General features: G+C 63.3%; 20 protein-coding genes, 1 tRNA gene and 6 pseudogenes. 12 read left to right on the top strand and 15 right to left on the bottom strand.

Going from position 1 to position 23,135, the window contains the following annotated elements; translation table 11 throughout:
* The first annotated feature begins 21 nt into the window (after nucleotides 1-21).
* Nucleotides 22-1,310, top strand: a pseudogene (locus ACFQJB_RS10970) (O-acetylhomoserine aminocarboxypropyltransferase/cysteine synthase family protein).
* A gap of 14 nt (nucleotides 1,311-1,324) precedes the next feature.
* Here ACFQJB_RS10970 and ACFQJB_RS10965 read toward each other — a convergent pair.
* Together ACFQJB_RS10965 and ACFQJB_RS10960 are read right to left on the bottom strand one after the other, a co-directional pair.
* Entirely contained in the window at nucleotides 1,325-1,567 is a 243-nt protein-coding gene (locus ACFQJB_RS10965; protein WP_120103610.1) for a ferredoxin, read from the bottom strand.
* A 72-nt stretch (nucleotides 1,568-1,639) separates the two neighbouring features.
* Nucleotides 1,640-2,749: a pyridoxal-phosphate-dependent aminotransferase family protein gene (locus tag ACFQJB_RS10960; RefSeq protein WP_379727209.1), complete on the bottom strand. Its 1,110-nt coding sequence runs from the start codon at nucleotides 2,747-2,749 to the stop codon at nucleotides 1,640-1,642.
* Nucleotides 2,750-2,876: 127 nt separating this feature from the next.
* On the opposite strand from ACFQJB_RS10960, the gene ACFQJB_RS10955 reads away from it, so the two are divergent.
* From ACFQJB_RS10955 to cgi121 (ACFQJB_RS10945), 3 genes and pseudogenes are all read left to right on the top strand, one after another.
* Nucleotides 2,877-5,369 (top strand): ATP-dependent DNA helicase, encoded by a 2,493-nt coding sequence (locus tag ACFQJB_RS10955; protein WP_379727206.1) that lies wholly within the window; start codon nucleotides 2,877-2,879, stop codon nucleotides 5,367-5,369.
* A pseudogene (gene cgi121 / locus ACFQJB_RS10950) lies at nucleotides 5,366-5,581 on the top strand (KEOPS complex subunit Cgi121); the annotation flags it as partial. The gene ACFQJB_RS10955 and the pseudogene cgi121 (ACFQJB_RS10950), both read left to right, overlap by 4 nt.
* Before the next feature lies 1 nt (nucleotide 5,582).
* The gene (gene cgi121 / locus ACFQJB_RS10945; RefSeq protein WP_379727203.1) at nucleotides 5,583-5,861 is read left to right on the top strand and encodes a KEOPS complex subunit Cgi121; all 279 of its coding nucleotides are present in this window, start codon (nucleotides 5,583-5,585) and stop codon (nucleotides 5,859-5,861) included.
* Nucleotides 5,862-5,974: 113 nt separating this feature from the next.
* Here cgi121 (ACFQJB_RS10945) and ACFQJB_RS10940 read toward each other — a convergent pair.
* A tRNA-Gln gene (locus ACFQJB_RS10940) sits at nucleotides 5,975-6,047 on the bottom strand.
* Between the two features lie 154 nt (nucleotides 6,048-6,201).
* Here ACFQJB_RS10940 and ACFQJB_RS10935 point away from each other — a divergent pair.
* Nucleotides 6,202-6,795, top strand: coding sequence for an IMP cyclohydrolase (locus ACFQJB_RS10935; RefSeq protein ID WP_379727200.1), 594 nt, complete (start codon nucleotides 6,202-6,204; stop codon nucleotides 6,793-6,795).
* A 26-nt stretch (nucleotides 6,796-6,821) separates the two neighbouring features.
* Here the strand turns inward: ACFQJB_RS10935 and ACFQJB_RS10930 are convergent, their stop codons facing one another.
* Nucleotides 6,822-7,241 carry a universal stress protein gene (locus ACFQJB_RS10930; protein ID WP_379727197.1) on the bottom strand — a complete coding sequence of 140 codons (420 nt, stop codon included), beginning with the start codon at nucleotides 7,239-7,241 and terminating at the stop codon, nucleotides 6,822-6,824.
* A gap of 51 nt (nucleotides 7,242-7,292) precedes the next feature.
* A pseudogene (locus ACFQJB_RS10925) lies at nucleotides 7,293-8,479 on the bottom strand (anion permease).
* 138 nt (nucleotides 8,480-8,617) lie between these two features.
* Here ACFQJB_RS10925 and radA point away from each other — a divergent pair.
* From radA to thpR, 4 genes and pseudogenes are all read left to right on the top strand, one after another.
* Nucleotides 8,618-9,650: pseudogene (radA, locus tag ACFQJB_RS10920) on the top strand (DNA repair and recombination protein RadA).
* A gap of 120 nt (nucleotides 9,651-9,770) precedes the next feature.
* Entirely contained in the window at nucleotides 9,771-11,162 is a 1,392-nt protein-coding gene (locus ACFQJB_RS10915) for a PAS domain-containing protein (RefSeq protein WP_379727194.1), read from the top strand.
* The gene (locus tag ACFQJB_RS10910) at nucleotides 11,159-11,623 is read left to right on the top strand and encodes a sensor histidine kinase (protein WP_379727191.1); all 465 of its coding nucleotides are present in this window, start codon (nucleotides 11,159-11,161) and stop codon (nucleotides 11,621-11,623) included. The genes ACFQJB_RS10915 and ACFQJB_RS10910 overlap by 4 nt, the downstream gene beginning before the upstream one ends.
* A 4-nt stretch (nucleotides 11,624-11,627) precedes the next feature.
* Complete coding sequence (thpR, locus tag ACFQJB_RS10905; RefSeq protein WP_379727188.1) at nucleotides 11,628-12,188, top strand: RNA 2',3'-cyclic phosphodiesterase; 561 nt, start codon at nucleotides 11,628-11,630, stop codon at nucleotides 12,186-12,188.
* 36 nt (nucleotides 12,189-12,224) lie between these two features.
* Here thpR and ACFQJB_RS10900 read toward each other — a convergent pair whose 3' ends face one another.
* Nucleotides 12,225-13,655, bottom strand: a complete 1,431-nt coding sequence (locus ACFQJB_RS10900; protein WP_379727185.1) for a PAS domain-containing sensor histidine kinase — start codon at nucleotides 13,653-13,655, stop codon at nucleotides 12,225-12,227.
* Between the two features lie 169 nt (nucleotides 13,656-13,824).
* Here ACFQJB_RS10900 and sufU point away from each other — a divergent pair, with 169 nt between their 5' ends.
* Nucleotides 13,825-14,253, top strand: a complete 429-nt coding sequence (sufU, locus tag ACFQJB_RS10895; RefSeq protein WP_120103600.1) for a Fe-S cluster assembly sulfur transfer protein SufU — start codon at nucleotides 13,825-13,827, stop codon at nucleotides 14,251-14,253.
* Between the two features lie 56 nt (nucleotides 14,254-14,309).
* Here the strand turns inward: sufU and ACFQJB_RS10890 are convergent, their stop codons facing one another.
* From ACFQJB_RS10890 to ACFQJB_RS10870, 5 genes are all read right to left on the bottom strand, one after another.
* Nucleotides 14,310-14,474, bottom strand: coding sequence for a DUF7576 family protein (locus tag ACFQJB_RS10890; protein WP_165853309.1), 165 nt, complete (start codon nucleotides 14,472-14,474; stop codon nucleotides 14,310-14,312).
* A 97-nt stretch (nucleotides 14,475-14,571) separates the two neighbouring features.
* Nucleotides 14,572-15,558, bottom strand: coding sequence for a porphobilinogen synthase (hemB, locus tag ACFQJB_RS10885; RefSeq protein WP_379727182.1), 987 nt, complete (start codon nucleotides 15,556-15,558; stop codon nucleotides 14,572-14,574).
* A gap of 78 nt (nucleotides 15,559-15,636) precedes the next feature.
* Nucleotides 15,637-15,801, bottom strand: coding sequence for a DUF6757 family protein (locus ACFQJB_RS10880; RefSeq protein WP_165853308.1), 165 nt, complete (start codon nucleotides 15,799-15,801; stop codon nucleotides 15,637-15,639).
* 30 nt (nucleotides 15,802-15,831) lie between these two features.
* Nucleotides 15,832-16,620, bottom strand: a complete 789-nt coding sequence (locus ACFQJB_RS10875; RefSeq protein WP_379727179.1) for a PHP domain-containing protein — start codon at nucleotides 16,618-16,620, stop codon at nucleotides 15,832-15,834.
* Nucleotides 16,621-16,681: 61 nt separating this feature from the next.
* Nucleotides 16,682-17,752, bottom strand: a complete 1,071-nt coding sequence (locus ACFQJB_RS10870; RefSeq protein WP_379727176.1) for a DUF5784 family protein — start codon at nucleotides 17,750-17,752, stop codon at nucleotides 16,682-16,684.
* Nucleotides 17,753-17,868: 116 nt separating this feature from the next.
* Between ACFQJB_RS10870 and ACFQJB_RS10865 the strand changes: the two genes are divergently transcribed.
* Nucleotides 17,869-18,042 (top strand): DUF5786 family protein, encoded by a 174-nt coding sequence (locus ACFQJB_RS10865; RefSeq protein WP_379727173.1) that lies wholly within the window; start codon nucleotides 17,869-17,871, stop codon nucleotides 18,040-18,042.
* A 97-nt stretch (nucleotides 18,043-18,139) separates the two neighbouring features.
* Here ACFQJB_RS10865 and ACFQJB_RS10860 read toward each other — a convergent pair.
* Nucleotides 18,140-18,861 (bottom strand): annotated as a pseudogene (locus tag ACFQJB_RS10860) (hypothetical protein).
* A 24-nt stretch (nucleotides 18,862-18,885) separates the two neighbouring features.
* Nucleotides 18,886-19,869, bottom strand: coding sequence for an NAD(P)H-binding protein (locus tag ACFQJB_RS10855; protein ID WP_379727170.1), 984 nt, complete (start codon nucleotides 19,867-19,869; stop codon nucleotides 18,886-18,888).
* 213 nt (nucleotides 19,870-20,082) lie between these two features.
* Between ACFQJB_RS10855 and ACFQJB_RS10850 the strand changes: the two genes are divergently transcribed.
* Nucleotides 20,083-20,973 carry a CheF family chemotaxis protein gene (locus ACFQJB_RS10850; RefSeq protein WP_379727167.1) on the top strand — a complete coding sequence of 297 codons (891 nt, stop codon included), beginning with the start codon at nucleotides 20,083-20,085 and terminating at the stop codon, nucleotides 20,971-20,973.
* A 30-nt stretch (nucleotides 20,974-21,003) separates the two neighbouring features.
* On the opposite strand, the pseudogene ACFQJB_RS10845 reads toward ACFQJB_RS10850, so the two are convergent.
* Nucleotides 21,004-22,688 (bottom strand): annotated as a pseudogene (locus ACFQJB_RS10845) (ABC1 kinase family protein).
* On the bottom strand, nucleotides 22,689-23,048 hold the full coding sequence (locus ACFQJB_RS10840; RefSeq protein WP_379727164.1) for an Hsp20/alpha crystallin family protein: 360 nt from the start codon (nucleotides 23,046-23,048) through the stop codon (nucleotides 22,689-22,691). It abuts the pseudogene before it with no gap.
* Between the last annotated feature and the right edge of the window lie 87 nt (nucleotides 23,049-23,135).

Raw genomic sequence — 23,135 nt, 5'->3', positions numbered from 1 at the left:
GCTCGGCGTCTACCCGCCCGTATGTCCGACGACACAGACGGCTTCGAGACCCGAAGCCTCCATGCCGGCACCGATCCCGACCCCGCGACCGGGTCGCGCGCACCGCCGATCTACCAGACCACCTCCTACGTCTTCGACGACGCCGAAGACGCCGCCAAACAGTTCGCCCTCGAAAAACCGGGTCACATCTACTCGCGGCTGATGAACCCGACGGTCGGCAGCCTCCAAGAGCGGCTGGCCTCCCTTGAGGGCGGCGTCGGCGCGGTCGCCACCGCCTCGGGGATGGCCGCCCTTGACGTGGCGACGTTCCTGCTGGCGGAAGCCGGCGACAACATCGTCTCCTCGTCGTCGCTGTACGGCGGCACCTACACCTACTTCACCCACAGCGTCGAACGCCGCGGGATCACGACCCGCTTCGTCGATACCCTCGACTACGATGCCTACGCCGAGGCCATCGACGACGACACCGCCTACGTCCATCTCGAAACCATTGGCAACCCAGCCCTCGTGACGCCCGACATCGAACGCATCGCCGACATCGCCCACGAGCACGACACGCCGCTGTTCGTCGACAACACCTTCGCCTCCCCCGCGCTCTGTCGCCCGCTGGAACACGGCGCGGATCTGGTCTGGGAGTCGACGACGAAGTGGATCCACGGCGCTGGCTCGACGGTCGGCGGCGCGCTCATCGACGGCGGCTCCTTCGACTGGCTGCCCACGCCGACGACTACCCTGAGATCGGCGCGCCGAACCCGGCCTACCACGGCGTCAACTTCGCCGAGACGTTCGGCGACGCCGGCTTTACCTACGCTGCGATCGCCCGCGGGCTGCGGGATCTCGGTAATCAACAGAGTCCGTTCGATGCGTGGGTCACCATGCAGAAACTCGAAACGCTGCCGATGCGGATGGAGCGACACTGCGAGAACGCCATGGCCGTCGCCGAATTCCTCGACGACCACTCGGACGTGTCGTGGGTGACCTATCCGGGGCTCGAAAGCCACGAAACCCACGAGATGGCCTCGAAATACCTCGACGGCGGCTACGGCGGCATGATCACCTTCGGGCTGGAAGGCGGCTACGACGCCGCCCGCGGGACGGTCGAATCCACCGAGTTGGCGTCGCTGTTGGCGAACGTCGGCGATGCGAAAACGCTGATTATTCACCCGGCCTCGACTACCCATCAGCAGTTGAGCGACGAGGAGAAACTGTCCGCGGGCGTCACCGACGACCTCGTGCGGCTGTCGGTCGGGATCGAGGATCCGCAGGATATCATCGACGATCTCGATCAGGCGATCACGGGGTCGAGTTAGGATACGTCGGCAGGTCAGATGATCTGCTCGCCGTCGTCATCGTAGACGGCAATGGCGTCGACCGGGCACGAGCGGGCCGAAAACTTCGCGTCGAGTTCCTTGCCCTCCGGAATCTCGGCAACAAAGACATCTTCCTCGGTTTCTTCGCCACCTTTCAGCACAGCCTTGCCGGCGTCCATATCCTTCTCGAAACCGTCCCACTCGGCAACGCACTGGAACATCCCGATACAGGTATCGCGGTCGAATTCGATCTGCATGCGTCGGTGTTGGGAGGTGGGCTACATAGCCGTGTTGCACGCGGAAGATTTGCAGAGAAACGGTGATGTCGTCTACAGGTCAGCGACGTCTTCGATCGCGTCGGTGAGTTCCGTGATCGACTCAAGGGTGTGTTCACCCATGTGGCCGATCCGGAACGACTCCTCGCTGAGATCGCCGTAGCCGCTCGAAAAGACCATGTCGTACTCCTCGGAGACCTGTTCGACGGTGGCCGCGACATCGATGTCGCGGGCGTTCTCGATGCAGGTCACGGTCTGTGACTCATACCCCTCCTCGGGGAAGAGCCCGAAGTGCTCGCGGGCCCACTCGCGGGTATACTCGGCCATCTCCTGATGGCGTTGGTCGCGAGCCGTGTGGCCCTCATCGAGCATGTGTTTCATCTGCTTGCGGTAGGCCAGCATGAGCGGGATCGCAGGCGTCGAGTGGGTCTGACCCTTCCGGTCGTAGTAGTCGAGACACCGCTGGAAGCCGCCGTACCACGACGCGGAGTCCTTTGCCAGTTCGCGCTCGTAGGCGGCATCGCTGACGGTACAGACGGCGAGGCCGGGCGGCATGGCGAAGGCCTTCTGGACGGAGGTGAAGATGCAGTCGATGTTGTGTTCCTCGACATCGATCTCGTCGCCGCCGAGACAGGAGATCGCGTCGACGACGAAGTAGGTATCCGGGTAGTCGCCGAGCAGGTCGCCGATCTCTTCGACCGGGTTGCGGACGCCGGTCGAGGTCTCGTTCATCACCATGCCGACGACGTCGTACCCCTCGTCGCTGGCTTCGAGTGCGTCGCGGATGTCGTCGGGTTTGACCGCTTGGCCCCACTCGTATTCAATGCGGTCGACCTCCTTGCCGAGGCGTTCGGCGACGTTGGCCTGTCGCTCGCTGAATGCGCCGGAGGTCGGCACGAGCATCCGATCCTCGACGAGGCTGAGCGTCGTCGACTCCCAGAACTCGGTGCCTGAGGCCGTGAGGATGATGACCTCGTTGTCGGTACCGAGGAACTCCTTGGTGTCCTCGACGATCGTGGTGTAGAGGTCGGTCATCCGATCCATCCGATGGCCGAACATCGGCTGGGCCATCTCCTCGATCACGTCGTCGCGGACTTCTGTCGGGCCGGGGAGATACAGCGTCTTCTCGGGATAGTCGCCGGTGTACTCTTGTTTTTTGCTCACGGAATCCACCTTGTAGCAGTAGGTCGTCAGCGAGGGGGCATGGTAGTTTTGATACCGCGCTGGCGGCGTTGCGACCGATGGCCCGCTGTCCGGAAATTTAAACCCGACCACCGGCCAAGGAACGCTAATGAAGCCAGCCGAGATCCCCAACCTACCGCCGGGGGTCGCCGACCACCTCGCCGGCGAGGGGATCGAGGAGCTGTACCCACCCCAAGCCGAGGCCGTTGAGGCCGGCCTCACCGAGGGCGAAAGCCTCGTCGCCTCGGTGCCGACCGCCAGCGGCAAGACGCTGATCGCCGAACTCGCTATGCTGTCGGCCATCCAGCGCGGCGGCACCGCCCTCTACATCGTCCCGCTGCGTGCCCTCGCCAGCGAGAAGAAGACCGAGTTCGAACGCTGGGAGGAGCAGGGCTTCTCGGTCGGCGTCTCGACCGGCAACTACGAGGCCAGCGGCGAGTGGCTGGCGAGCCGCGATATCATCGTCGCCACCAGCGAGAAGGTCGATTCGCTCATCCGCAACAACGCGCCGTGGATCGACGACCTCTCCTGTGTCGTCGCCGATGAAGTCCACCTCGTCGACGACACAAACCGCGGGCCGACGCTGGAGGTCACGCTCGCCAAACTCCGCCGCATCAACCCTGAGCTCCAAGCTGTCGCGCTGTCGGCGACCGTCGGCAACGCCAACGAAATCGCCGACTGGCTTGATGCCGAACTGGTGCAGTCCGACTGGCGGCCCATCGACCTCCGGATGGGTGTCCACTACGGCAACGCGATCAACTTCGACGACGGCAGCCAACGGGAGGTGCCGGTTGCGGGCGGCCAGCGACAGACCGAAGCCCTCGTCGACGACACGCTGAGCGAGGGTGGCTCGACGCTTGTGTTCGTCAACTCCCGGCGCAACGCCGAATCGGCCGCGGATCGGCAGGCCGCCGTCGTTGACCGCCATCTCACCGACGACGAGCGCGCCGACCTCCGCGACCTCGCAAGCGAGATCCGACAGGTCTCCGATACCGACACCAGCGACGACCTCGCCAACTGCGTCGAAGGCGGTGCGGCGTTCCACCACGCCGGCCTCGCCGCGGAGCATCGCAGCCTCGTTGAGGATGCCTTTCGGGATCGACTCCTGAAGGTGATCTGTGCGACGCCCACTCTTGCGGCGGGCGTCAACACGCCGAGCCGCCGCGTCATCGTCCGCGACTGGCGACGCTACGACGGCGAGTTCGGTGGGATGCAGCCGCTCGATACCCTCGAAATCCACCAGATGTGCGGGCGCGCGGGTCGTCCCGGTCTCGATCCTTACGGCGAGGCCGTCCTGCTGGCAAAGGACACCGAGACGATGGACGAACTCTTCGAGCGATACGTCTGGGCCGACCCCGACCCTGTCCAGTCGAAACTGGCCGCCGAACCCGCCCTGCGAACGCATCTGCTGGCGACGATTTCCTCTGGTTTCGCCAACAGCCGCGAGGCCCTATTAGAATTCTTAGACGCGACGCTGTATGCAACTCAGACCGGCGACGAAGGCCGGCTGGCCACCGTGACCGACACCGTCCTCGCCTACTTGGAGCGCAACGAATTCATCGAACGCGAAGACGACACGATCCGCGCGACGAACATCGGCCACACCGTCTCGCGGCTCTATCTTGATCCGATGAGCGCCGCCGAGATCATCGACGGGCTGCGGTACGGCGAGGAGAATCGCGGGGCGACGGCGGATACGTCGCCTGCGAACCGACAGGACGACGACTTGGAGCGACCGGCAGCCGACGACGGTGACGGGTTTGTCTCAGCGAGCGAACTCCAGTCGAACGGGGCTGACGACGATGTCGCCGCCGAAAGCGACAGCGAGAGCGGCGAAACCGACGGCGAGGACGACGACACCGACAAGGAGCCAGCGCAACCCCCGCCGCTCGGCCTCTACCATCTCGTCAGCCGGACGCCGGATATGTACGAACTCTATCTGAAATCCGGGGATCGAGAGACCTACACTGAGCTCTGCTACGAGCACGAATCCGAATTCCTTGGCCGCGTCCCCTCGGAGTACGAGGATGTTGCCTTCGAGGACTGGCTGGCCGCGCTGAAGACGGCGAAGCTGCTGGACGACTGGGCCAGCGAGGTCGACGAGGATCGAATCACGGAACGGTACGGCGTCGGGCCCGGCGACATCCGCGGGAAGGTCGACACCGCCGAGTGGCTGCTTGGTGCCGCCGAGCAGTTGGCCGGCGAACTCGGCCTGTCCTCCCGCGTTGCCATCCGCGAGGCGAAAAAACGGATCGAGTACGGTGTACGGGAGGAACTGCTTGATCTCGCGGGCGTCCGCAACGTCGGCCGGAAGCGTGCCCGCCGGCTCTACGAGGCCGGCGTCGAGAGCCGCGCCGACCTGCGTGCGGCCGACAAAAGCGTCGTGTTGGGCGCGTTGCGGGGCCGCGAGAAAACGGCCGAAACGATCCTCGAAAACGTCGGGCGACAAGATCCATCGATGGACGACGTGAACGCGGCTGAAACGGCAACCGCCGCGGTCGCCACAGGTGATGATGGCGCAGGCGGCGACAGCAGTAGCGACACCGGCCGCACCGTCGGCGACGACGGCGACGATCAGTCCAGCTTGGGTGATTTCGGATGAAAACCGTCACCGCGACGACAACCATCGACGACCTCGATGGCTTTCTCGGTGAGATTGAGGCGATCAGCGAGGCGACCGGTGCGGCGATCCAGTGTGTCGACGCCGACTACGTCGCCGGCGACCGCCATCTTCGACGGGCGGTTGAACTCGCCGCCCGCGCCCGCGAGCAGGGCACGGCCGTCGCCCGCGAGCCGGCGGTCGAAATCCTGCTGTATGCGGCTGGGCGACGCCAGATCAACCAAGCACTCGAAATGGGCGTCAGCGAGGAAAGCTGGCGTCGTCGCCGTCGTCAGCGGTGGCGACGAATCAGCAGCCGAACAGCGCGTTCGAGACCTGCTCGGTGCGACCGACGTTGGCGACGGAGTCCCTTCCGGTGACGCGGACACGATCAAGACGTTCTTCGATATCGGCGACGCCGAGATGGCCGTCGTTGACGGCGATCTGGAAGCGATCGTTCTCGAACGCGTTGCGCTGCTCGATGTCGAAAAGTAGCGATTCTGGCCGATCCCCTTCGTTTCAACTGGAGATCAGCTGACGAGTGTCTGACGCATGGCCGACGCGCGTTCGTATCGTGGCGAACCGTCGGAAAAGATCAAACAGCTGAATAGTTCCACCAGGATTCGAACCTGGGTCGTTGCCCCCAGAAGGCAACAGGATTGGCCACTACCCCATGGAACTGCGCACTCGATGGAAGTGGATGTGTTTACAAAACCGTGTCGGTTCCCCGCCTGTGGGTGATTCTGCCACACGTATCGCTGTCAATCGGGGTGTTTCGGCCGTCTCCCGCGGCCGTATCAGCAGCTATTTGTTCGGTAGCAACGCTCCAACGAATATGTACATCGGCCGTTTCATCGTCGTTGGCCCGGGCGTTGGTGCCTACCGCGTCTCCTCGCGGTCGTTCCCGAACCGCCGGATCGCCGACCGCGACGACCTGCTGACCGTCGAACCGACACCGGATGCTCCCGAGACGGACAACCCCTACGTCTCATATAACTGCCTCCAGGTGGTCTCGCCACCAGCCAGCGACGACGAGTGGGTCGTTGTCGGCAACGGTTCTCATGTCGACCCGATCGCCGAAAAGATCGAGTTGGGCTACCCCGCCCGCGATGCACTCGCCGAGCCGTTGCTCGCCCTTGATTACGAAAAAGACGACTACAACACGCCACGGATCGCGGGCGTCGTCACCGCCGAGTCGGCCCACATCGGTACCGTCCGCGACGATGCGCTACTGGTCAAGGCCGTCGATGAGCCGACGCTGGTGGCGACCTACGAGGAAGATAGCCCGCGACCCTACGATTTCGATGTGGAGAGCGCGGCTGATGCCGCAGCGGCGGTCTACGACGCCGACTACGAACACGCGATCTGTGCGGCCGCCGCGACCGCCGACGCTGACGGCGTCAGCTACGCTATCGACAACGGCGAGTAGGGATCAGTCCTTACCCTGGGATCGTGTCATCGAACGATCGTGACCGGAATTGGTGCGTCGCGGGCGACGGTTTCGGCAACGTTGCCGAGCAAGAGCCGCGAGGCAAGCGAACTGCTGTGGCTGCCGAGGACGACCAGATCAAAGCCCTCCGCGTGGTCGATGATCGTTTTCGCCGGCGAGCCAAGTTCGATCTCGGTGGTGATCTCACGGTCGGCGTCGTCGGCGATCGCTCTGGCGCGCTCGAAGACGGGTTCGGCGCGGTCGGCGACCGCTGCATCGACATCGTCGGCGACAGCGAGACTCATCGCCTCACCCATGTAGGATGTCGGCCCGCCGGCGACATGGAGCACGGTCACCGCCGCCGAGGGAAACGCCGACAGTGCAAATTCAAGAGCAGCATCGGCCATCTCGGAGTCATCCATCGGGACGAGCACACGTGATACCATATCACATAAACGAGGTCATGGGTGATAAACCCGCCCCCGTCGGTGCCGTCGTTATGAGAAGCCGAAGACGGGAAGAAACCGGAAGACGAGATATGCCCCGATCGTCGAGATCAGCGGGACGACGTTCTGCATCAAGATCACCCGGGCGGTCGTCGAGGGGTTGAACAGATCGGCCGCCGCGGGGATATCCTCGGGATCTTCCTCGCCGATGTCGGGCAGTTCCTCACCCTCGGTGTCGGCGGCCAGCGAGCCAACGGTGACGCGGGCGTCGCTGGCTTGATCGCTGATCGATTCTCTGGAGGCCCGCATCGTCCGGGTTGCTCGCCCCCAGCCGAGGCCGATGATCGACATCGTGGCGATGACGACGAAACTGGCGGGGATCTTGATCGCCGAGAGGCCGATCACAAGCAACGAGCTGACGGTGGCGACGACGATCGCCGCTGTCAGCGGAAGCGAGGTGATGTCGCTGCCGAGGGTGTCCAGTGTTCGGCGGGCGATCGTGAACGCTCCAAGCGCGACGGCGACACAGGCGAGGATAATCCCGGGGTTCATCTCAAGGGCCCCGCTGCCGACCAGCGGCGCGATGGCGTTGGCAACGTTGCTGGTGCCGGAGCTAAACGCCATGATACAGCCGATCGCAACGACGATTGTGGTGCCGACCATCTCCCGTCTGGTCGTCCCCGGCCCAAGCGCGATTTTCGGGAGCGTTCCGGAGCGATCGACGGTCACCAGCGGGCCATCGCTTTGGACGAGGGCGACCCGCTTGTTGAGCGCGGCATAGAAGTACCGCCCGATGACCGCTGAGACCCAAAACCCGACGACGGGCGCGACAAGCCACCAGGTGACGATCTCGCCCATGACGGCCCAGTTCAGCGAGTTGCTGGCGAGCCCAAGGCCGGCGATCGCGCCGACGGCGGTCATCGACGTCGAGGCCGGGACGCCGAAGACATTGCCGACAAACAGCGCGAGGCCGATGAAAAACAGCACCGTGATGCTGGCCGGCAGCGTGAAGACGCCGGGGTTGGTGACGAGTTCCCGGCCCAGCGTGTCGACGACGCGGCGGCCGATCGTCCATGCACCGAGGAAAAAGAAGAGGCTCATCAACGCGGCGGCAACCGTCTTCGAGATCGTTCCCGCCCCGACCGCCGGCCCGAAGGCGGGTCGGTGGTCGACCCACCGATGTTGTAGCCGACAAACATCGCAACGAGCACACCGATGAGTAATAATCCCTCTATCACGCCTCTCGTTTTGCCCTCGGGTGGGTTAACTCGTCGGATATCCGGCGACCACTCACCTGCGACCCAACCGACGGCCAGCCGTCAGCCGCTCACGGTCGCGGAGCGATCCCTTATGCCACCACGGCGACTACCACCGGGATGGCCACGCATACCGACATGGAAGCGCTGCCCGGCGTCGGGCCGGCAACCGCGACGAAACTCACCGACGCCGGCTATGAGTCCTACGGCGGGCAGCAATCGCTGCCCACGGGAGGTCGTTGCCGCCACCGATATCGGCGACGGCACCGCCACCGACATCATCGCTGCGGCCCGGGAGGCCGCCGACGTTGGCGGCTTCGAAAGCGGAACCGCGATCCGTGAACACCGCACCCAGATCGGGAAACTCTCGACGGGCGTCCCGGCTGTCGACGATCTCCTCGGCGGCGGCATCGAAACCCAGTCGATGACCGAGATCTACGGCGGCTTCGGCGTCGGCAAATCCCAGTTCAGCCATCAGTTAGCGGTGCTGGTACAACTGCCAGAAGAATACGGTGGTCTTGCCGGGCGAGCCGTGCTTGTCGACACCGAGGACGCCTTTCGGCCCGAGCGGATCGACGATATGGTTCGTGGACTTGACGGCGAGATCGTCGCCGCCGAACTCGACCGCCGTGGGATCGAGGGCTCGCCCGACGATCAGGCGACGATGGACGCGCTTGTGGCTGATTTTCTGGAGTATATCCACGTCGCCCGGGCGTTCAACTCCGATCACCAGATGTTGTTGGCCGAGACCGCAGCCGATATCGCCAGCGAACACGCCGACAGCGACCGCCCGGTGCGACTCGTCATTTTCGACTCCCTGACGGCGCATTTCCGTGCGGAGTACGTCGGGCGTGGCGAACTCGCCGCCCGCCAGCAGAAACTCAACCGCCACATCCACGATCTGTTGCGGCTCGGCACCCTCTACAATATCGCGATTCTCGTGATGAACCAAGTCCAGAGCAACCCTGATTCCTACTTTGGCGACCCGACAAAACCCGTCGGCGGCAATATCCTCGGGCATGCCTCGACGGTTCGGATCTATCTCAAGAACTCGAAGGGAACGAAACGCGTCGTTCGGCTGGTCGACGCGCCGAACCTCGCTGACGGCGAGGCGATCATGCGCGTCGAAACCGGCGGCCTGCGACCGGAGTGAACCGTGCCGATATCCGGCGTGAGAACCCCGTGACACGCCGGGTGGGATCAGCTGTTGTTCTCCTTAGCGTAATACTAACAATTAACCCCGGACTTGCTAATAGTAGTACAATCGCCTGCGATGAGTGATCCCACTGTCAACTCCCTGCTTGCCGTCAGCGATGGACTGTTTCTCGTGTTCGACGAGTCCGGGGAGCTTTGCGATTGGAACCAGACGGTCGTCGAGCGAACCGCGGCTGATCCCGAGTCGCTGTCGACGATGACTCCCGGCGATATCGTCGCCGACGAGGATGCCGACACCATGCAGGACGCCATCGAGGCACTCGACGAGACTGAGCGTACCACCGTTGAGACCGTCTTGGTGACCGATGCCGGCGCGCGACGCCACTACGAGTTCACCTTACAGCAACTCACCGAAGCGGATGGCGAGCCGACCTATGGGGCGATCGGCCGGGATATCACCGAGCGCAAACGCGCCCAACAGGAACGGGAAGCGATCTTTGATCGCATGTCCGATGGCGTCTTCGCTGTCGACACCGGGTGGCACATTACCTACGCCAACGCCTTTGGGGCGACCGTGCTGTCTGAGGCGATGGGCCGGGAGCTAACCGCCGACGAGATCGAGGGCTGCCACCTCTGGGAGGAGATCCCCGAAGCCGTCGACACCGTCTTCTACGACAACTACCACGAAGCGATGGCGACTCAGGAGCCGGTAACCTTCGAGGAGTACTACGAGCCGCTGGACATCTGGTTTGACGTGCGGGCGTACCCCTCCGAGACCGGGCTGTCGGTGTATCTGTACGATATCACCGAACGCTACCGCAACCAGGCCGCTGTCGAGCGCCGCGAGCGCATCCTCCGGGAGATGCACGAGATCATCGCCGATCACGATCGTGGCTTTCAGGATCAGGTCGAATCCCTCCTCGAACTTGGCCGGAACGTCCTTGAGACGACGTACGGCACACTTTCGCGGATCGACGGCGAGGAGTATCACTTCGAGATCGTCGCCAGCGACGACGATTCGATTCAGTCCGGCGATGTCGGCACGCTGTCGGCGACGAACTGCGAACGTGTCGCCAGCACCGAGGAGACGGTCGTCCTCGGTGATGTCGCACGCGACGCCCCCGACCAAACTGACCGCGTTGGCTTCACCGACTGGGGGATCAGCTGTTATATCGGCGCGCCGGTCTACGTTGCCGACGGTGTCTATGGGACGTTCTGTTTCTACGACACCGACCCACGGGACGGCGAGTTTTCGACGTGGGAACAGACGATCGTCGATCTGATGAGTCGGTGGGTGAGCTATGAACTCCAACGCCAGCGGGCGACCGAACAGCTCGAAGCCAAAACCGAGCGACTGGAAGCGAAAAACGAGCAACTGGAGCAGTTCGCCGAGATGGTCTCTCATGACCTCCGAAATCCCCAGAAGTCCTCACTGGCTGGCTGCAAAACGCCAACGAAACCGGCAGCGAGGACGCCTTCGATCGCTGTTTCAACGCCCTCGATCGGATGAATACCCTCATCGACGATATCCTCACGCTGGCACAGGCCGGCTCTGTCATCGACGAGCGGACGCCCCTCGATATCGCGGTCGTCGCCCAGGCAGCCTGGGAGACCGTCGAAACGCCCGACTCGACGCTTGTCGTCGAGACCGACCGCACCATCAGGGCCGACGAAACGCGGCTGCAACAGCTCTTTGCGAATCTGTTTCGGAATGCGATCGAACACGGGGGACGCGACGTGGCGATCCGGATCGGCTCGCTTGACGACCACGGGTTCTATGTCGAAGACGACGGCCCTGGAATTCCGGCGGCTGACCGTGAGGCTGTTCTCGAAAGTGGGTACACCACAAGCGACGACGGCACCGGCTTCGGCCTCGCGATCGTCGCTGAGGTCGCCGACGCTCACGGCTGGGAGGTAACGGTGACCGAGGGTGCCGATGGCGGCGCGCGATTCGAGTGTACGGGGGTGTGAGCCGATGCGGCTTTTCGTCAGCGTCGACCTTCCGTCGTCACTTGCCGAGGCGGTCGCCGACGCACAGGCCCCCTTCGAAGCCCGCGCCGGCCTCCGGCTGACCGATCCAACGCAGGCCCACTGCACGCTCACCTTCCTCGGCGACACCGATCCCGACCGCGTCGACGAAATCGAGGCCGCCCTCGAAACGGCCGTCGCCGACGCCGGTGTCGACCCGTTTGACTGTACGGTCGGCGGGCTGGGCGTGTTTCCCTCCATGGCGTACATCAGCGTCATCTGGGCTGGCGTCCGTGAGGGTGCCGGCGACGCCGAACTCACCGCCCTGGCTGCGGCTGTCGAAGACGAACTGACAGCGATCGGCTTCGATCCTGCCGACCACGAGTTCACCCCACATATCACCCTCGCCCGGATGGATGCTGCCCACGACAAACAGCGCGTCCAGCGGCTCGTCGACGAGACGGATCCGATAGTCGGGACGTTTCAGGTCGAGTCCCTTCGCCTCACGAAGAGCACGCTGACCGACGACGGCCCGGTCTACGAGACGGTCAGCGAGATCCCGCTGTGATCGGCTGCGGTAGGGGAGTTTGACCTGCTGCGGTTCCTACCGGATGTCGACGCCTGAGAACACAAACCGCGTGCCGCCGCCGCTGCCCTCGGTGATCGCCACCTGCCAGCCGTGGGCCTCGGCGATCCGCTTGACGATTGTAAGCCCGAAGCCGGTGCCATCGCGTGTCGAGCTGTGGCCGGGCTCGAAGACCGTCTCGCGGTCGTCCTCGGGGATTGGTGGCCCGGTATTTTCGACAAAGAAGGCGTCGGCTCCACACTGTTGGACACGAACGGTCACAGCAGCCCCGCCGTGTTCGATCGCGTTCCGAAACAGGTTCTCGAAGATGTGTTCGAGGCGACTTCGATCACCCATGATCGTCGTTTCGCCATCGAATTCGAGGTCGGCGTCGGCTGTCGAGACGTTGCCCCAGCAGGTGGCGACGACCGCCCCGAGGTCGACCGGTGTCGGTGCTGCGACCACTTGGCCCTGTCTGGCGAGGGTCAGCGTCTCCGAGACGAGCGTCTCGATCCGATCTAACGCCCGGGTGATCGGCGGCAGGTGGTCGCTGTCGCAGTCATCGGCAAGCAAGTCTACTCGTCCCTGTGCCACGCCAAGCGGGTTGCGGATGTCGTGGGCGACGATGCCGGCGAAGGCATCGAGCTGTTCCTTCTGGCTTCGGAGCTGTCGTTCACGGCCGACGCGGTCGGTGATGTTGCGGGTCACCCCGATGATCTGGCTGACCTCGTCGCCGGTGATGACGGGTGTCAGGCTTGTCTGCCAGTGGCGCGCGCCGGTGTCGACGGGCACCTCCTCTTGGTACTGCCGTGACTCACGCTGGTCGACACACTGCCGGTAGTTGGCCGCCATCTCGCCGCCGAGTTCGTCGCCAAAGACGGCTGTCGGCGACCGCCCGCGGATCTCGCTGGCCGCGATCCCCGTGACCGTCTCGAAGGCGTCGTTGACCCGGATGAACTGAAATGTCGGCTCGGCTCCCGCGGTGTCGACATCGAGAAAAAACAGTCCGTCATCGATCGTCGACAGGAGCGTTCGGTACTCCTCGGCAAGGGCGCGAAACCGATGATCTCGCGCCTTCCGCGTCGAGATATCCCGGGAGTTGATGACGTAGTGGCCCTCCGGCGTCGGCGTCGACGAGGCGACCGATTCGACCCAGAGATAGTTGTCGTCGGCCACGCGATGCCGGTATTCGACGGTTTCGATCTGGTGGGCTGTCGCCACCTGCAGCGTCTCAAACGCGTCGAGTACCCGCTGTCGATCCGATGGGTGAATGTATTCAGCGACTTGTTCGCCGACCAGTGCGTGTTGGTCGTAGCCGTACAACGCTTCGATCGCCGGGCTCTCATAGCGAATCGTTCCGTCGGCATCGAGCAACGTCAGGAGATCCGTCGAGTGCGTCGGTAGCGTCTCCAGATCCGGGATCGGTGGCCCATCCGTGGTTTCATCCGTCCGTGGCGTCCGCTCGTCCATGGCATCTACTAGCGTCGAGAGCACATCACGCTACTGGTTAGCAGCGTGACGCTTGCTGTCGATCCCTCCCGATTTGTTCGGTGTGCTATCGATCGAATCAATCCAGCTGTGCGGCTCCGTTGTCGCCCCCGGAACCCTTTTGCGGCCGACTGGCTTATCGGCGTACAACATGGGAACAGGCTCTGACATGTATCGACAGCAGATCCTCGATCACTACAAGAGCCCCCGAAACTACGGGGAACTCGAGGATCCGGATTTCAGCCATACCGGCGAAAACCCCTCCTGTGGCGATACGATCCAGATGGACGTGAAACTCGACGAGGACAACGAGGAGATCGAATACGTCAGCTTCACCGGCGACGGCTGTGCCATCTCACAAGCCTCGGCGAGCATGCTCTCGGAACGACTTGTTGGGATGACCTTAGCAGAGCTAGAGGATCTCGAAACCGACGATATCACCGACATGCTCGGCGTGACAATCTCGCCGATGCGGATCCCCTGTGCCGTGTTAGGCAACCAAGTTGCCAAGGACGGCGCGAAGATCTATCAAGGTGAGCTTGATCCCGAGGACTACGGCGAGACGATCACCGAGGAGTAACGGCGGCGTCGCTTATCGATCAGTCGATCGGGTCAAAAAATCTGCTCACCCGGCGATTAGGTGTGATACGACGACTCACAGCTCGCCGAGCAGAAATGTTTGTAGCTGACCTCGCCGTCGGCCGTGGTTGCGATCACACGGTCAGTCGGCAGATCAACGATTGATTCGTCACACACGGCACAGTTTGGCGCGTTTTCCTCGGCGATTGTTGTGTCGCTCATACAAGCAGATGAATACTGGGTGAATATATAGTGCTACTGCGGCTGTGCTATGCGAGCGCACACCCCGAAATGAGGTTGGATCTGCGAAGGCAATCGGTTACAACTGCTCGGCAATATCCTCGGCGAAATAGGTCAAGATCAGATCCGCGCCCGCGCGCTTGATGCTTAGCAGCGATTCATATGCCGTGGCTTCGAGATCCAGCCAGCCCTTCTCGGCGGCCGCATGAATCATCGCATACTCCCCGGAGACGTTGTAGGCGGCGACCGGCTTATCGGACTGTTCGCGCACGTCACGGACGATATCGAGATACGGCAGTGCCGGTTTCACCATCAGCACGTCCGCACCCTCCTCGGCGTCGAGAGCGACTTCGCGGTGGGCTTCCCGCCGGTTTGCGGGATCCATCTGGTAGTGTCGCCGGTCGCCGAAGGCCGGCGCACCGTCGGCAGCTTCGCGGAACGGCCCATAGAAGGAGGATTCGTACTTTGCGGCGTAGCTCATGATCGGGATATGCTCGAAGCCAGCATCGTCGAGAGCCGCCCGGATCGCCCCGACCATCCCGTCGGTCATACTGGATGGGGCGACCATATCTGCGCCGGCCTCAGCCTGTGAGACGGCGATATCGGCCAGCAGCTCCAGGGTGTCGTCATTTTTGACCGTTAGCGTCGGATCGTCGTGGGCATGCGGTTCGAGGACGCCACAGTGGCCGTGGTCGGTGTACTCACAGAGACAGACGTCGCCGATGACGTATGCATCGGTGTTGGCGGTGATTTCACGGATACCGCGTTGAACAACGCCATCCTCGGCGTAGGCCTCGCTGCCGACCTCGTCTTTCGTGTCGGGGACACCGAAGACGATGACAGCCTCGACACCGGTTTCCTGGATCTCTTCGACGCGGGCGGCAGCCTCGTCGACGGGGACGCGCTCGTGGCCTGGCATCGAACTGATCGGGACGCGCTCGTCGGTCGTTTCGTCGACGAAGACGGGCGCGATGAGATCCTGTGCATCCACGGTTGTCTCCCGCACCAGTGGGCGAATGCCGTCGGTACGGAGACGGCGTGGCCGGTCAGTCGGCGTAAATGACATACCGGATCGTCGGCCGCACCGCCCATAGACGTATCGCTCCGAAAACAGCCGCACCACACCTGCCCCGCTGCCCGTCAGCTACTCGGTTCGGTTGACATCGAGTTGATCCTCAAGATCGGCGAGTTCGGCGGAGTCGGTGAGCTCCTCCATGCGCTCTCGGAAATGCTCCGTACAGAGGCCGACTTTCAGCCCGTCTTTCTCCGCCGCAAACGCCGCCTCCTCCTCACAGTAATGACAGCGCATACCTCAGTGTAGGGCTGGGTTGTGTTTAACTCACCGCTTTTCGAGCCGGCGGCGAAATGCTTCGACGGCCGACGGCGGTGGCCCGGCCTGTCCCAGCGTCGTCCTGTGGGCATCGCTGCCGCCGGTCGCCAGCAGCGAATGGCGGTCGATGGCGGCGTCGACGAGGTCGGTATCGACCGCGTGATCGTAGGGGTAGTAGCGTTCGACCGCATCAAGCTCGGCGGCGTGATCGAGGGCCGCGCTGGGATCGTCGTACCGAAGCGGATGGGCGAGGCCGACGACCGGACAGGCCTCGGTGAGGAGGTCGATCCCGCGGTCAACCGGCGTGATCTCTCGGGGGACATAACAGGGGCAGCCGTTTCCGATGAGTTCGTCGAAGGCTCCCTGAAAATCGTCGTCGGCGTCGCTGTCGGCGATCGCCCGCGCGATGTGTGGACGGCCGATACCGGGCTGTGGGTCGAGATCGAGAGCCACACCGAGCCGCGTTTCGACGCAGTCGATGATCTGCTGAGCGCGCTCGATGCGATCTTGCTGGAGGCGATCGAGTTCGGTGGTCAGTGCGTCGGTGGATCTGACGCCGTAGCCCAGCAGGTCGAGTCGCTGGCGGTCGGTGTCGACCCGCAGCTCGATCCCGCGGATCACGGTCACCCCGTCGTGGTCGGTGATCGGCGCGTCAAGTTCGGGATGGATTCGATCATGGTCGGTGACCGCAACGAGATCAATATTTGCGGCGTCGGCCGCCGCCGGCACCTCCTCGATGGTCAGTGTCCCGTCAGAGGCCGTCGTGTGAACGTGGAGATCCGCGGCCGGCTGCGCCATACGCTTCGTCGCCGCCGCTGTGAAAAGAGGCTGTCGGCCCCCGCGACGACAGCAGCAGCGGCTACACTGCCGGCTCGTTATCGGGGATGAACTCGATGGCATCGTCGAGCGACAGCGGGAGCCGCCCCGTTCGGTAGCCAGTTGTGGTTCCGTCCGGTCGACGCCGGAAGACAACTGCCGGTCGGTGGCCGACCTCCGGCTGCTCGGCGACGATCGGCTGCCAGTCTGCGTCGGGAAACGACGAACAGTCGACCAACAGCACGACGCCGCCGGCGTGGGCGTCGAGTTGGCCATCGGTCTTCGTTTTGACCGTCTCTCGGATCGCGGTCGTTGCGGCGTTTGCCGCCCGTCGATCCGGCGGCAGCGGGCGGGTCACCTCGACAAGGATCGCGTCTCTCCCGTCGTTGTCCGGCAGATCCGCCCGGAAGTCGATCGAGTGGCCGGTCGTGACCTCGATCTCCGGGGTGATCTCATAACCCGCCTCGACCAACAGCTTCGCAACGTTGAACTCGCCCATCGCGGCGGTCATCCGCGTGAGATCAAGCTGTTCGGAGGTGCCGAGCTTGCCGGCCATCTCCTCGCGGTACTCGTCGAGTGCGCCGGTGTGGAGGACGTCCTCGTAGTGCTGGAGGGCCTCTTCGGCGGTCGCGTTCGGAAAGCCGGCGGCGTGATCGATGAAAAACGACCGGGTGCTCTCGCGGCCATCCTTCGAGAGGAACACGGGCAGAAAGAACCACGCGAGGTGGTCGTAGGGCGCAAGCCACGGCGATTCCATCCGTAGCTGCGCCAACAACTCGCGTTCAGCCCACCGCGAGACCGGGTAGGGCACCTCGCTGAACCCGTATTTTTCGGTTCGCCAGAGGCTGCTCGGCGTTTCGGTGTTACCGAGCCAGTAACCGCCGGGGCCACCGTCGACGCCATCGGGGCCGTCGTCGCCGTCGGTCCAGATGAAGAGGGCAGTGTCGCCGTTGTCCATCGCAAAGCGAACCGCGTCGTAGCCACTTGGCGGTCGGTACCACGGCCCGTCCATCGTCGCGCCGAGGTTGTCGTCCAGCGGCTGGAGCACCTCCGAGCGGAGTCGGTCTCTCGACCACCTGCCGGGGGCATACCGGAAGCGAAGCGGTCGCGCCACGCACACATAGTCGCCTGCGGGGTAGTTACGTGTTCTGGCTTCGGCAGGTCGGCTGTGCGCAGCGATGCCGCTGACCGATATCTATTTATTTGGCAGCTTCCAAGGTATGGTATACCATGTCACTTGGCGACTACGACGAAGCTGAACACGAACGCCGGGAGCGAAAGAACGCGACGGTCGATGCCGATTTCGAGCAGGCCCGCTCCGAGTACGAGGGGTCGATGGAGTACGACACCGGCGAGTCCGCCGACAAGCTGTTGGCGCAGTTCGAACAGCTCCAAACCGAGTGACCTGCCGGGTCGCCGCGGTGACACCGTCTGTCGGGCTTTCATTCGCGTAGCACCGCTGCTATCGACCCGTCGCTGTCATCGGCGTCGACAGTTGTCCTCAGTCGGGTGTCGTCGCTAAAAGCGGGTCGGCGGCTGTCCGCGTGAGCCAGATCGACGCCGCCGAGACGACACCAACGGCAACGATGTGGCCGCTGACCGCGACGAGCAACACCGGCTGGTCGAGCAGAAACGGCAGCAGGATGACCTGTGAGAACGCAAACCCGACGTTTTCCAGATCGGTTCGAACGAATTGGTTCGCAACGCCCGGCTCACAGGCGATGGTGAGCGCGCGCCACAGCGAGACGACAGCAGCCCACCACGAGGTGCCGATCCGGTAGCAGAGATCCCAGGCGACCAACAACACGAGGTAGACGACGACCACCGGCGGCTCGGGGCCGAACAGTGTGGTGATCAGCGGTTCGCCGGGCGACTGCACGTCAAACACGAATAGATGCGTAATAAGCGCGATAAACGCCAGCACCGACAGCACGACCTCGATGCTGGAACCAAACAACAGCCGGTAGTATTTTGCTGGCGCGTCGATCGCCCGGTTTCGTGTGCCAGGCGGTGCATGGCGACGCTGCCAACCGTTGCGACGACGACGGCGGCCGTGCCGGCAAGGGCGGCCGACCAGAGATCATAGATCGCCGCAAACACGAAGATCCCGACCTGAAACAGCCCAAACTGGATGGCGACGGCATGGGTATTCGAGAGGTCGATCCCCGGGAGTCCGCCAACAATCCCTTCATAGACCCACGTGTCGCCGTACTCCTTGGCCATCAGTGTCTCCCGATTGACCGCCAGCTACTCGGAGCTATCGGTTTCGGTGTCGGCTCGCCGACGCCGCTCATGGCTTGCTCCCGCGAAGCAATCGCCCGAGGCGAGCCTTCGGGGTCGGTGTTGCTGCCGGCTCGTCAGCAAGCGCGTCGGCGACCGCTGCCTCGAAGCGGAGCCGATCGCGGGGAGGATATCCTGGATTCGGGTGTCGGTGACGACAACGGAGTTTTTGACGCCGTCGATCAGCGGGCGGGCGACCGCGGGGTCGACATCGGTCACAAAGCGGATCCACCACGAGGATAGCCGCGGGGTCAACACCGGTACCGGCACGATCCGGAGCCGACCGCCGAGCTGGCGGCGCGTTTCCTTGAGAATCTCCGCGTAGGTCAACACATCTGGGCCGCCGATCTCGTAGGTTTCGCCGGCGGTCTCGGGCGTTTCGGCGACGCCGACAAGATAGCTGATCACATCGTCGATGGCGATCGGCTGGCACTTGGTGTGTACCCATTTTGGCGTGATCATCACCGGCAGCCGCCCCGCGAGTTGCCGAATTAACTGAAAGCTGATCGAGCCCGCGCCGATGATGATCGCCGCCCGAAGGACGGTGAGGTTGTACTCGCCACGGCCGAGGATGCGCTCGACCTCCCGGCGTGAGCGCAGGTGCGGCGAGAGGTTGTCGCGGTCGGCCCCAAGCCCGCCGAGGTAGACGACGCGGTCAAGATCGGCGTCGCTGGCGGCTTCCGAGAAGTTGCGGGCGGCCCGGCGGTCGCGTTCGGCGTAGTCGCCGCCGGCACCCATCGAGTGGATCAGATAGTACGCGAGGTCGACATCGAGGGCGTCAGCGAAGCTGCCCGGCTCCAAGACGTTGCCCTCGACGACCCGAACTTCCTTGGGGCCGTCGTAGCGCTCGCGGCTTCGGGTGAGGATCGTCACCTCATGGTCAGCAGCGAGAAGGGCGTCGACGAGGTTGCCGCCGACGAACCCGGTCGCGCCGGTGACGAGTATTTGCATATATGCTGTACGGTCGGGACGCGAATAACTGTTGGCTCGAATGGTTTCACGACTGTCGGCCACGGCGGTCACCACTGGGCGTTGTTTCAGTCGTCTCGCCACTGCCCACTGACACCACCACGGGGGTGCTCTTGGCATTAACTGTGTCACTGACCAGCAGGGCAGACCGAGGATATATTCAATAGCACGATCGAACACACCTACTACACACCTATGCGCGGCGGCGACGATCCGGCTGGCTTTACAACACAGTTCCAGACCCGATTTTACTCCACCGCCATCAGGCGCTCGGATATCCAGAACGGCGTCTGTGAACTCGATGGCGACAGCATCTCACTTCGGGCCGGCACCCAATCGGTGGACATCGCCGTCGATACGGTCACGAACCTCACTATCGGCACCCCACCCGAGCGATTCGAGGATGCGTTTACACAGGCCGTCGGCATCAAATTCTCTCCCGAAGACAGCTCCCACGTCTGTTTTATCGAGTACGACCCGGAGTACGCTGATGTCTTTGAGTATCACCTGTTTGCGAAGTCCATCAACGGCGCCACTGGCCTTGTGGAATTTGGGGCCCAGAAGGGTGGCCAACAGACGGACACAGCCGCCCAACAGGTGCAGGTCGCGATCAAACCGGATCGGGTGGTGTTCACACCGGAGACAGGGGGCACCAAATCGATCGCTCTTGGCGAGATCGTAAATATTCAGTTCGGCAAACGGACGATCGGCGGAGGCAAACGGGATGTGATCAAGGTCGATCACATGAATTCCCACACCCGAACCACCAGCTACCTCTCGCTTACGCAGACCCGCCTGCAACGCCTGTTCAACCGCTATCTCCGGACGGAATACGCCCAACTCCAAGCGGAGATCGAGGAGACGAACGTGAGTGAGGCTGAAACCCAGTTAGTCGTCGGCTACTACACCACGCATGATCTCACACAGACCATGCACGCCCTCACTGACGGGAATACAAGCGAATTTGAGGCACTCTATGAGCAAGCACTTGATCATGGATTGGTGACACATCCCGACGACGGCGTCGGCCTGACACAGAAGGGCAAGATGCTGGCGAATACAGAACTTGACACGGTCAACACCTAACCTGCCAAGAGTGCAGCCACGTCACGCGGGCTATCGCTCCTCGTCACGCTGCCGCTGTTGGCGCATGCTCTGGCGGGTGAACTGCGGGCGCGCCCGCAGCCCGGTCGGCTGTTTGAACGACCGATAGAGGAAGAACACCATCGGCACTGTCAACGCCAGAATCGCCACCGAGATGCGCCACTGGCCGGTAAAGGAGTAGATGATCGACGCCGACAGCAGCCCAACGGCGACGATAATCGAGTAGGAGATGCGCTTGGCCAGCTTATCCAGCACGTGGTTTTCGTCATCGATCTGGACGTTGACGGTCAGGTTGTCGCGTTCGACTGTATCCAACACCCGGTTCAGCTTTGGTGGGACGGTAAACAGCGCCTCGGCAGTGTCCTGTACCTGTTCGCCGGCCTCCGTGGCCAGCCGCTTGACCGTCTCCTCGCGGTAGCCCTGCTCGGTGAGGTAGTCGGTCGCCACCGAGATGAAATCGAAGTCCTCATCGAGGGTGACACAGACTCCCTCGACGACGGTCGCCACCCGGAGGACGAGCGCGAGATTGCGGGGGAGCCGCAGCGGGAACTCATAGATCGTCGACTCGACCTGTTCGATGATCTGGTTGACGCGGTACTGCTCGATGTCCTCCCCGCGAGCATCGGCGATAGCGAGCTCTAAGACGTTGCCCATGACCTCCCGATCGGCCGTTGGGCTGAGCGTCCCCATGTCGATCAGCGTATCGAGGATCGCGTCGATATCCTGGTTGGCGACGGCGATATAGAACTCGACGATCTTCTCTTGGATGAAGGGGTCGACCGTCGTCGACATCCCGAAATCATAGAAGATGATCGTGCCATCGTCTTTCACCGCGAGATTACCCGGATGGGGGTCAGCGTGGAAGACGCCGTCCTCGATGATCATCTGGAGGTAGACCTCCTGGAGCGTCGTCGCCAGCTCGGTGCGGTCGAGCCCCTTCTCGTCGAGCGTTTCGATATCGTTGATCTTCGTTCCGGGGATGTACTCCATCGTGAGCACCCGCGGGCTACAGACCGGATCGATCGGCTCGGGGATGTCGATGGCGTCGTTGCCGTCGAAGTTGCCGCGGATCTCCTCTAAGATGTCGCGTTCGCGGCTGTAATCCATCTCTTGGCGGATCGTTTTGCTGAACTCGTCGGCGAGGCTGTCAAGTGAGAAGGCACGGCCCTCGCCGATGAACCGCACGAGGATCGGAATCGACCACCGCAACACCTTCAGATCGGCTTCGACAAGCGATTCGATCCCCGGTCGGCGGATCTTGACGGCAACCTGCTCGCCCTCGTATTCGGCGAGATACACCTGGCCGAGGCTCGCGCCGCTGATCGGCTCGGTGTCGAAGTCGTCGTAGACATCGTTGACGTCGCCCAACTCCTCTTCGATGACGAGCTTCGATTCCGCCCACGGCGCGGGCGGCACGTCGTCCTGCAGGCTCGACAGCACCTCGATGTAGGCCTTCGGCAGGATGTCGGGCCGTGTCGACAGCAGCTGGCCGAGCTTGATGAACGTCGGCCCAGCGTCAACAGCGTGTCTAAGAGTACCGCTGCGCGCTCGCGTTGCATCTCGCGGCTGACCTGCCGGCCCCCGCCGACGATGAGGAACCGCCGCCGATCCCGAAGGTAGGCGACGATCAGGGGCAGAAACCGGTAGGCGACGACGACGAACCGCCAGTAGGCACGCAAAGAGACCAGAGCGACCACCTACGCCGAGGCGTCGTCGATCGGGATCGGCTCCCCGTCGGCGTCGGCTTTCGGCAGCCGGATCTCTAAGACGCCGCGGTCGATCTCGGCGCTCGCCGCGCTCCCGTCTGCCTCGCGTGGCAGCGGCAACTCGGCGTCGAGAAACAGCGGCCGATCCTCCCGGAGATACTGAAACTCCGGTGGCACCGACTTCCCGCGGCGGGCCTCGACGACCAGCCGTCCGCCTTCGGTGCGGATGTCGGCGGTCTCGGCGGTCACCCCCGGAACATCGAGCACCAGCAGGTAGGCGTCGTCGGACTCCAAGAGATCAGCGAACACCGCATCCGGCAACTCCTGCAACGCATCGCGCAATGGTGACATATGCTCTTGTAGGGTCGGGAGGTCGAAAACCCCGCGGTCGGTGCCGTTGTGCCGCGAGGCCGCGGCTTAAGAGGACGGCCCTGTAAG

The organism is Halonotius sp. GCM10025705, assembly GCF_042662885.1.
GTDB classification, from domain to species: Archaea; Halobacteriota; Halobacteria; order Halobacteriales; family Haloferacaceae; genus Halonotius; species Halonotius aquaticus.
This window is presented reverse-complemented; position numbering and strand designations above follow the sequence as displayed.

What these genes read in the sequence shown, in the direction of transcription:
- ACFQJB_RS10865 (WP_379727173.1), top strand. Translation starts at nt 17,869, where the DNA reads ATGTCACTTGGCGACTACGACGAAGCTGAACACGAACGCCGGGAGCGA.
- ACFQJB_RS10900 (WP_379727185.1), bottom strand. Translation starts at nt 13,655, where the DNA reads ATGGACGAGCGGACGCCACGGACGGATGAAACCACGGATGGGCCACCG.
- hemB (WP_379727182.1), bottom strand. Translation starts at nt 15,558, where the DNA reads ATGTCATTTACGCCGACTGACCGGCCACGCCGTCTCCGTACCGACGGC.
- ACFQJB_RS10930 (WP_379727197.1), bottom strand. Translation starts at nt 7,241, where the DNA reads ATGGTATCACGTGTGCTCGTCCCGATGGATGACTCCGAGATGGCCGAT.
- ACFQJB_RS10880 (WP_165853308.1), bottom strand. Translation starts at nt 15,801, where the DNA reads ATGCGCTGTCATTACTGTGAGGAGGAGGCGGCGTTTGCGGCGGAGAAA.
- ACFQJB_RS10875 (WP_379727179.1), bottom strand. Translation starts at nt 16,620, where the DNA reads ATGGCGCAGCCGGCCGCGGATCTCCACGTTCACACGACGGCCTCTGAC.
- ACFQJB_RS10890 (WP_165853309.1), bottom strand. Translation starts at nt 14,474, where the DNA reads ATGAGCGACACAACAATCGCCGAGGAAAACGCGCCAAACTGTGCCGTG.
- ACFQJB_RS10840 (WP_379727164.1), bottom strand. Translation starts at nt 23,048, where the DNA reads ATGTCACCATTGCGCGATGCGTTGCAGGAGTTGCCGGATGCGGTGTTC.
- ACFQJB_RS10935 (WP_379727200.1), top strand. Translation starts at nt 6,202, where the DNA reads ATGTACATCGGCCGTTTCATCGTCGTTGGCCCGGGCGTTGGTGCCTAC.
- ACFQJB_RS10965 (WP_120103610.1), bottom strand. Translation starts at nt 1,567, where the DNA reads ATGCAGATCGAATTCGACCGCGATACCTGTATCGGGATGTTCCAGTGC.
- ACFQJB_RS10955 (WP_379727206.1), top strand. Translation starts at nt 2,877, where the DNA reads ATGAAGCCAGCCGAGATCCCCAACCTACCGCCGGGGGTCGCCGACCAC.
- ACFQJB_RS10915 (WP_379727194.1), top strand. Translation starts at nt 9,771, where the DNA reads ATGAGTGATCCCACTGTCAACTCCCTGCTTGCCGTCAGCGATGGACTG.
- ACFQJB_RS10855 (WP_379727170.1), bottom strand. Translation starts at nt 19,869, where the DNA reads ATGCAAATACTCGTCACCGGCGCGACCGGGTTCGTCGGCGGCAACCTC.
- ACFQJB_RS10910 (WP_379727191.1), top strand. Translation starts at nt 11,159, where the DNA reads ATGAATACCCTCATCGACGATATCCTCACGCTGGCACAGGCCGGCTCT.
- cgi121 (WP_379727203.1), top strand. Translation starts at nt 5,583, where the DNA reads ATGCGGCTGGGCGACGCCAGATCAACCAAGCACTCGAAATGGGCGTCA.
- thpR (WP_379727188.1), top strand. Translation starts at nt 11,628, where the DNA reads ATGCGGCTTTTCGTCAGCGTCGACCTTCCGTCGTCACTTGCCGAGGCG.
- ACFQJB_RS10850 (WP_379727167.1), top strand. Translation starts at nt 20,083, where the DNA reads ATGCGCGGCGGCGACGATCCGGCTGGCTTTACAACACAGTTCCAGACC.
- sufU (WP_120103600.1), top strand. Translation starts at nt 13,825, where the DNA reads ATGGGAACAGGCTCTGACATGTATCGACAGCAGATCCTCGATCACTAC.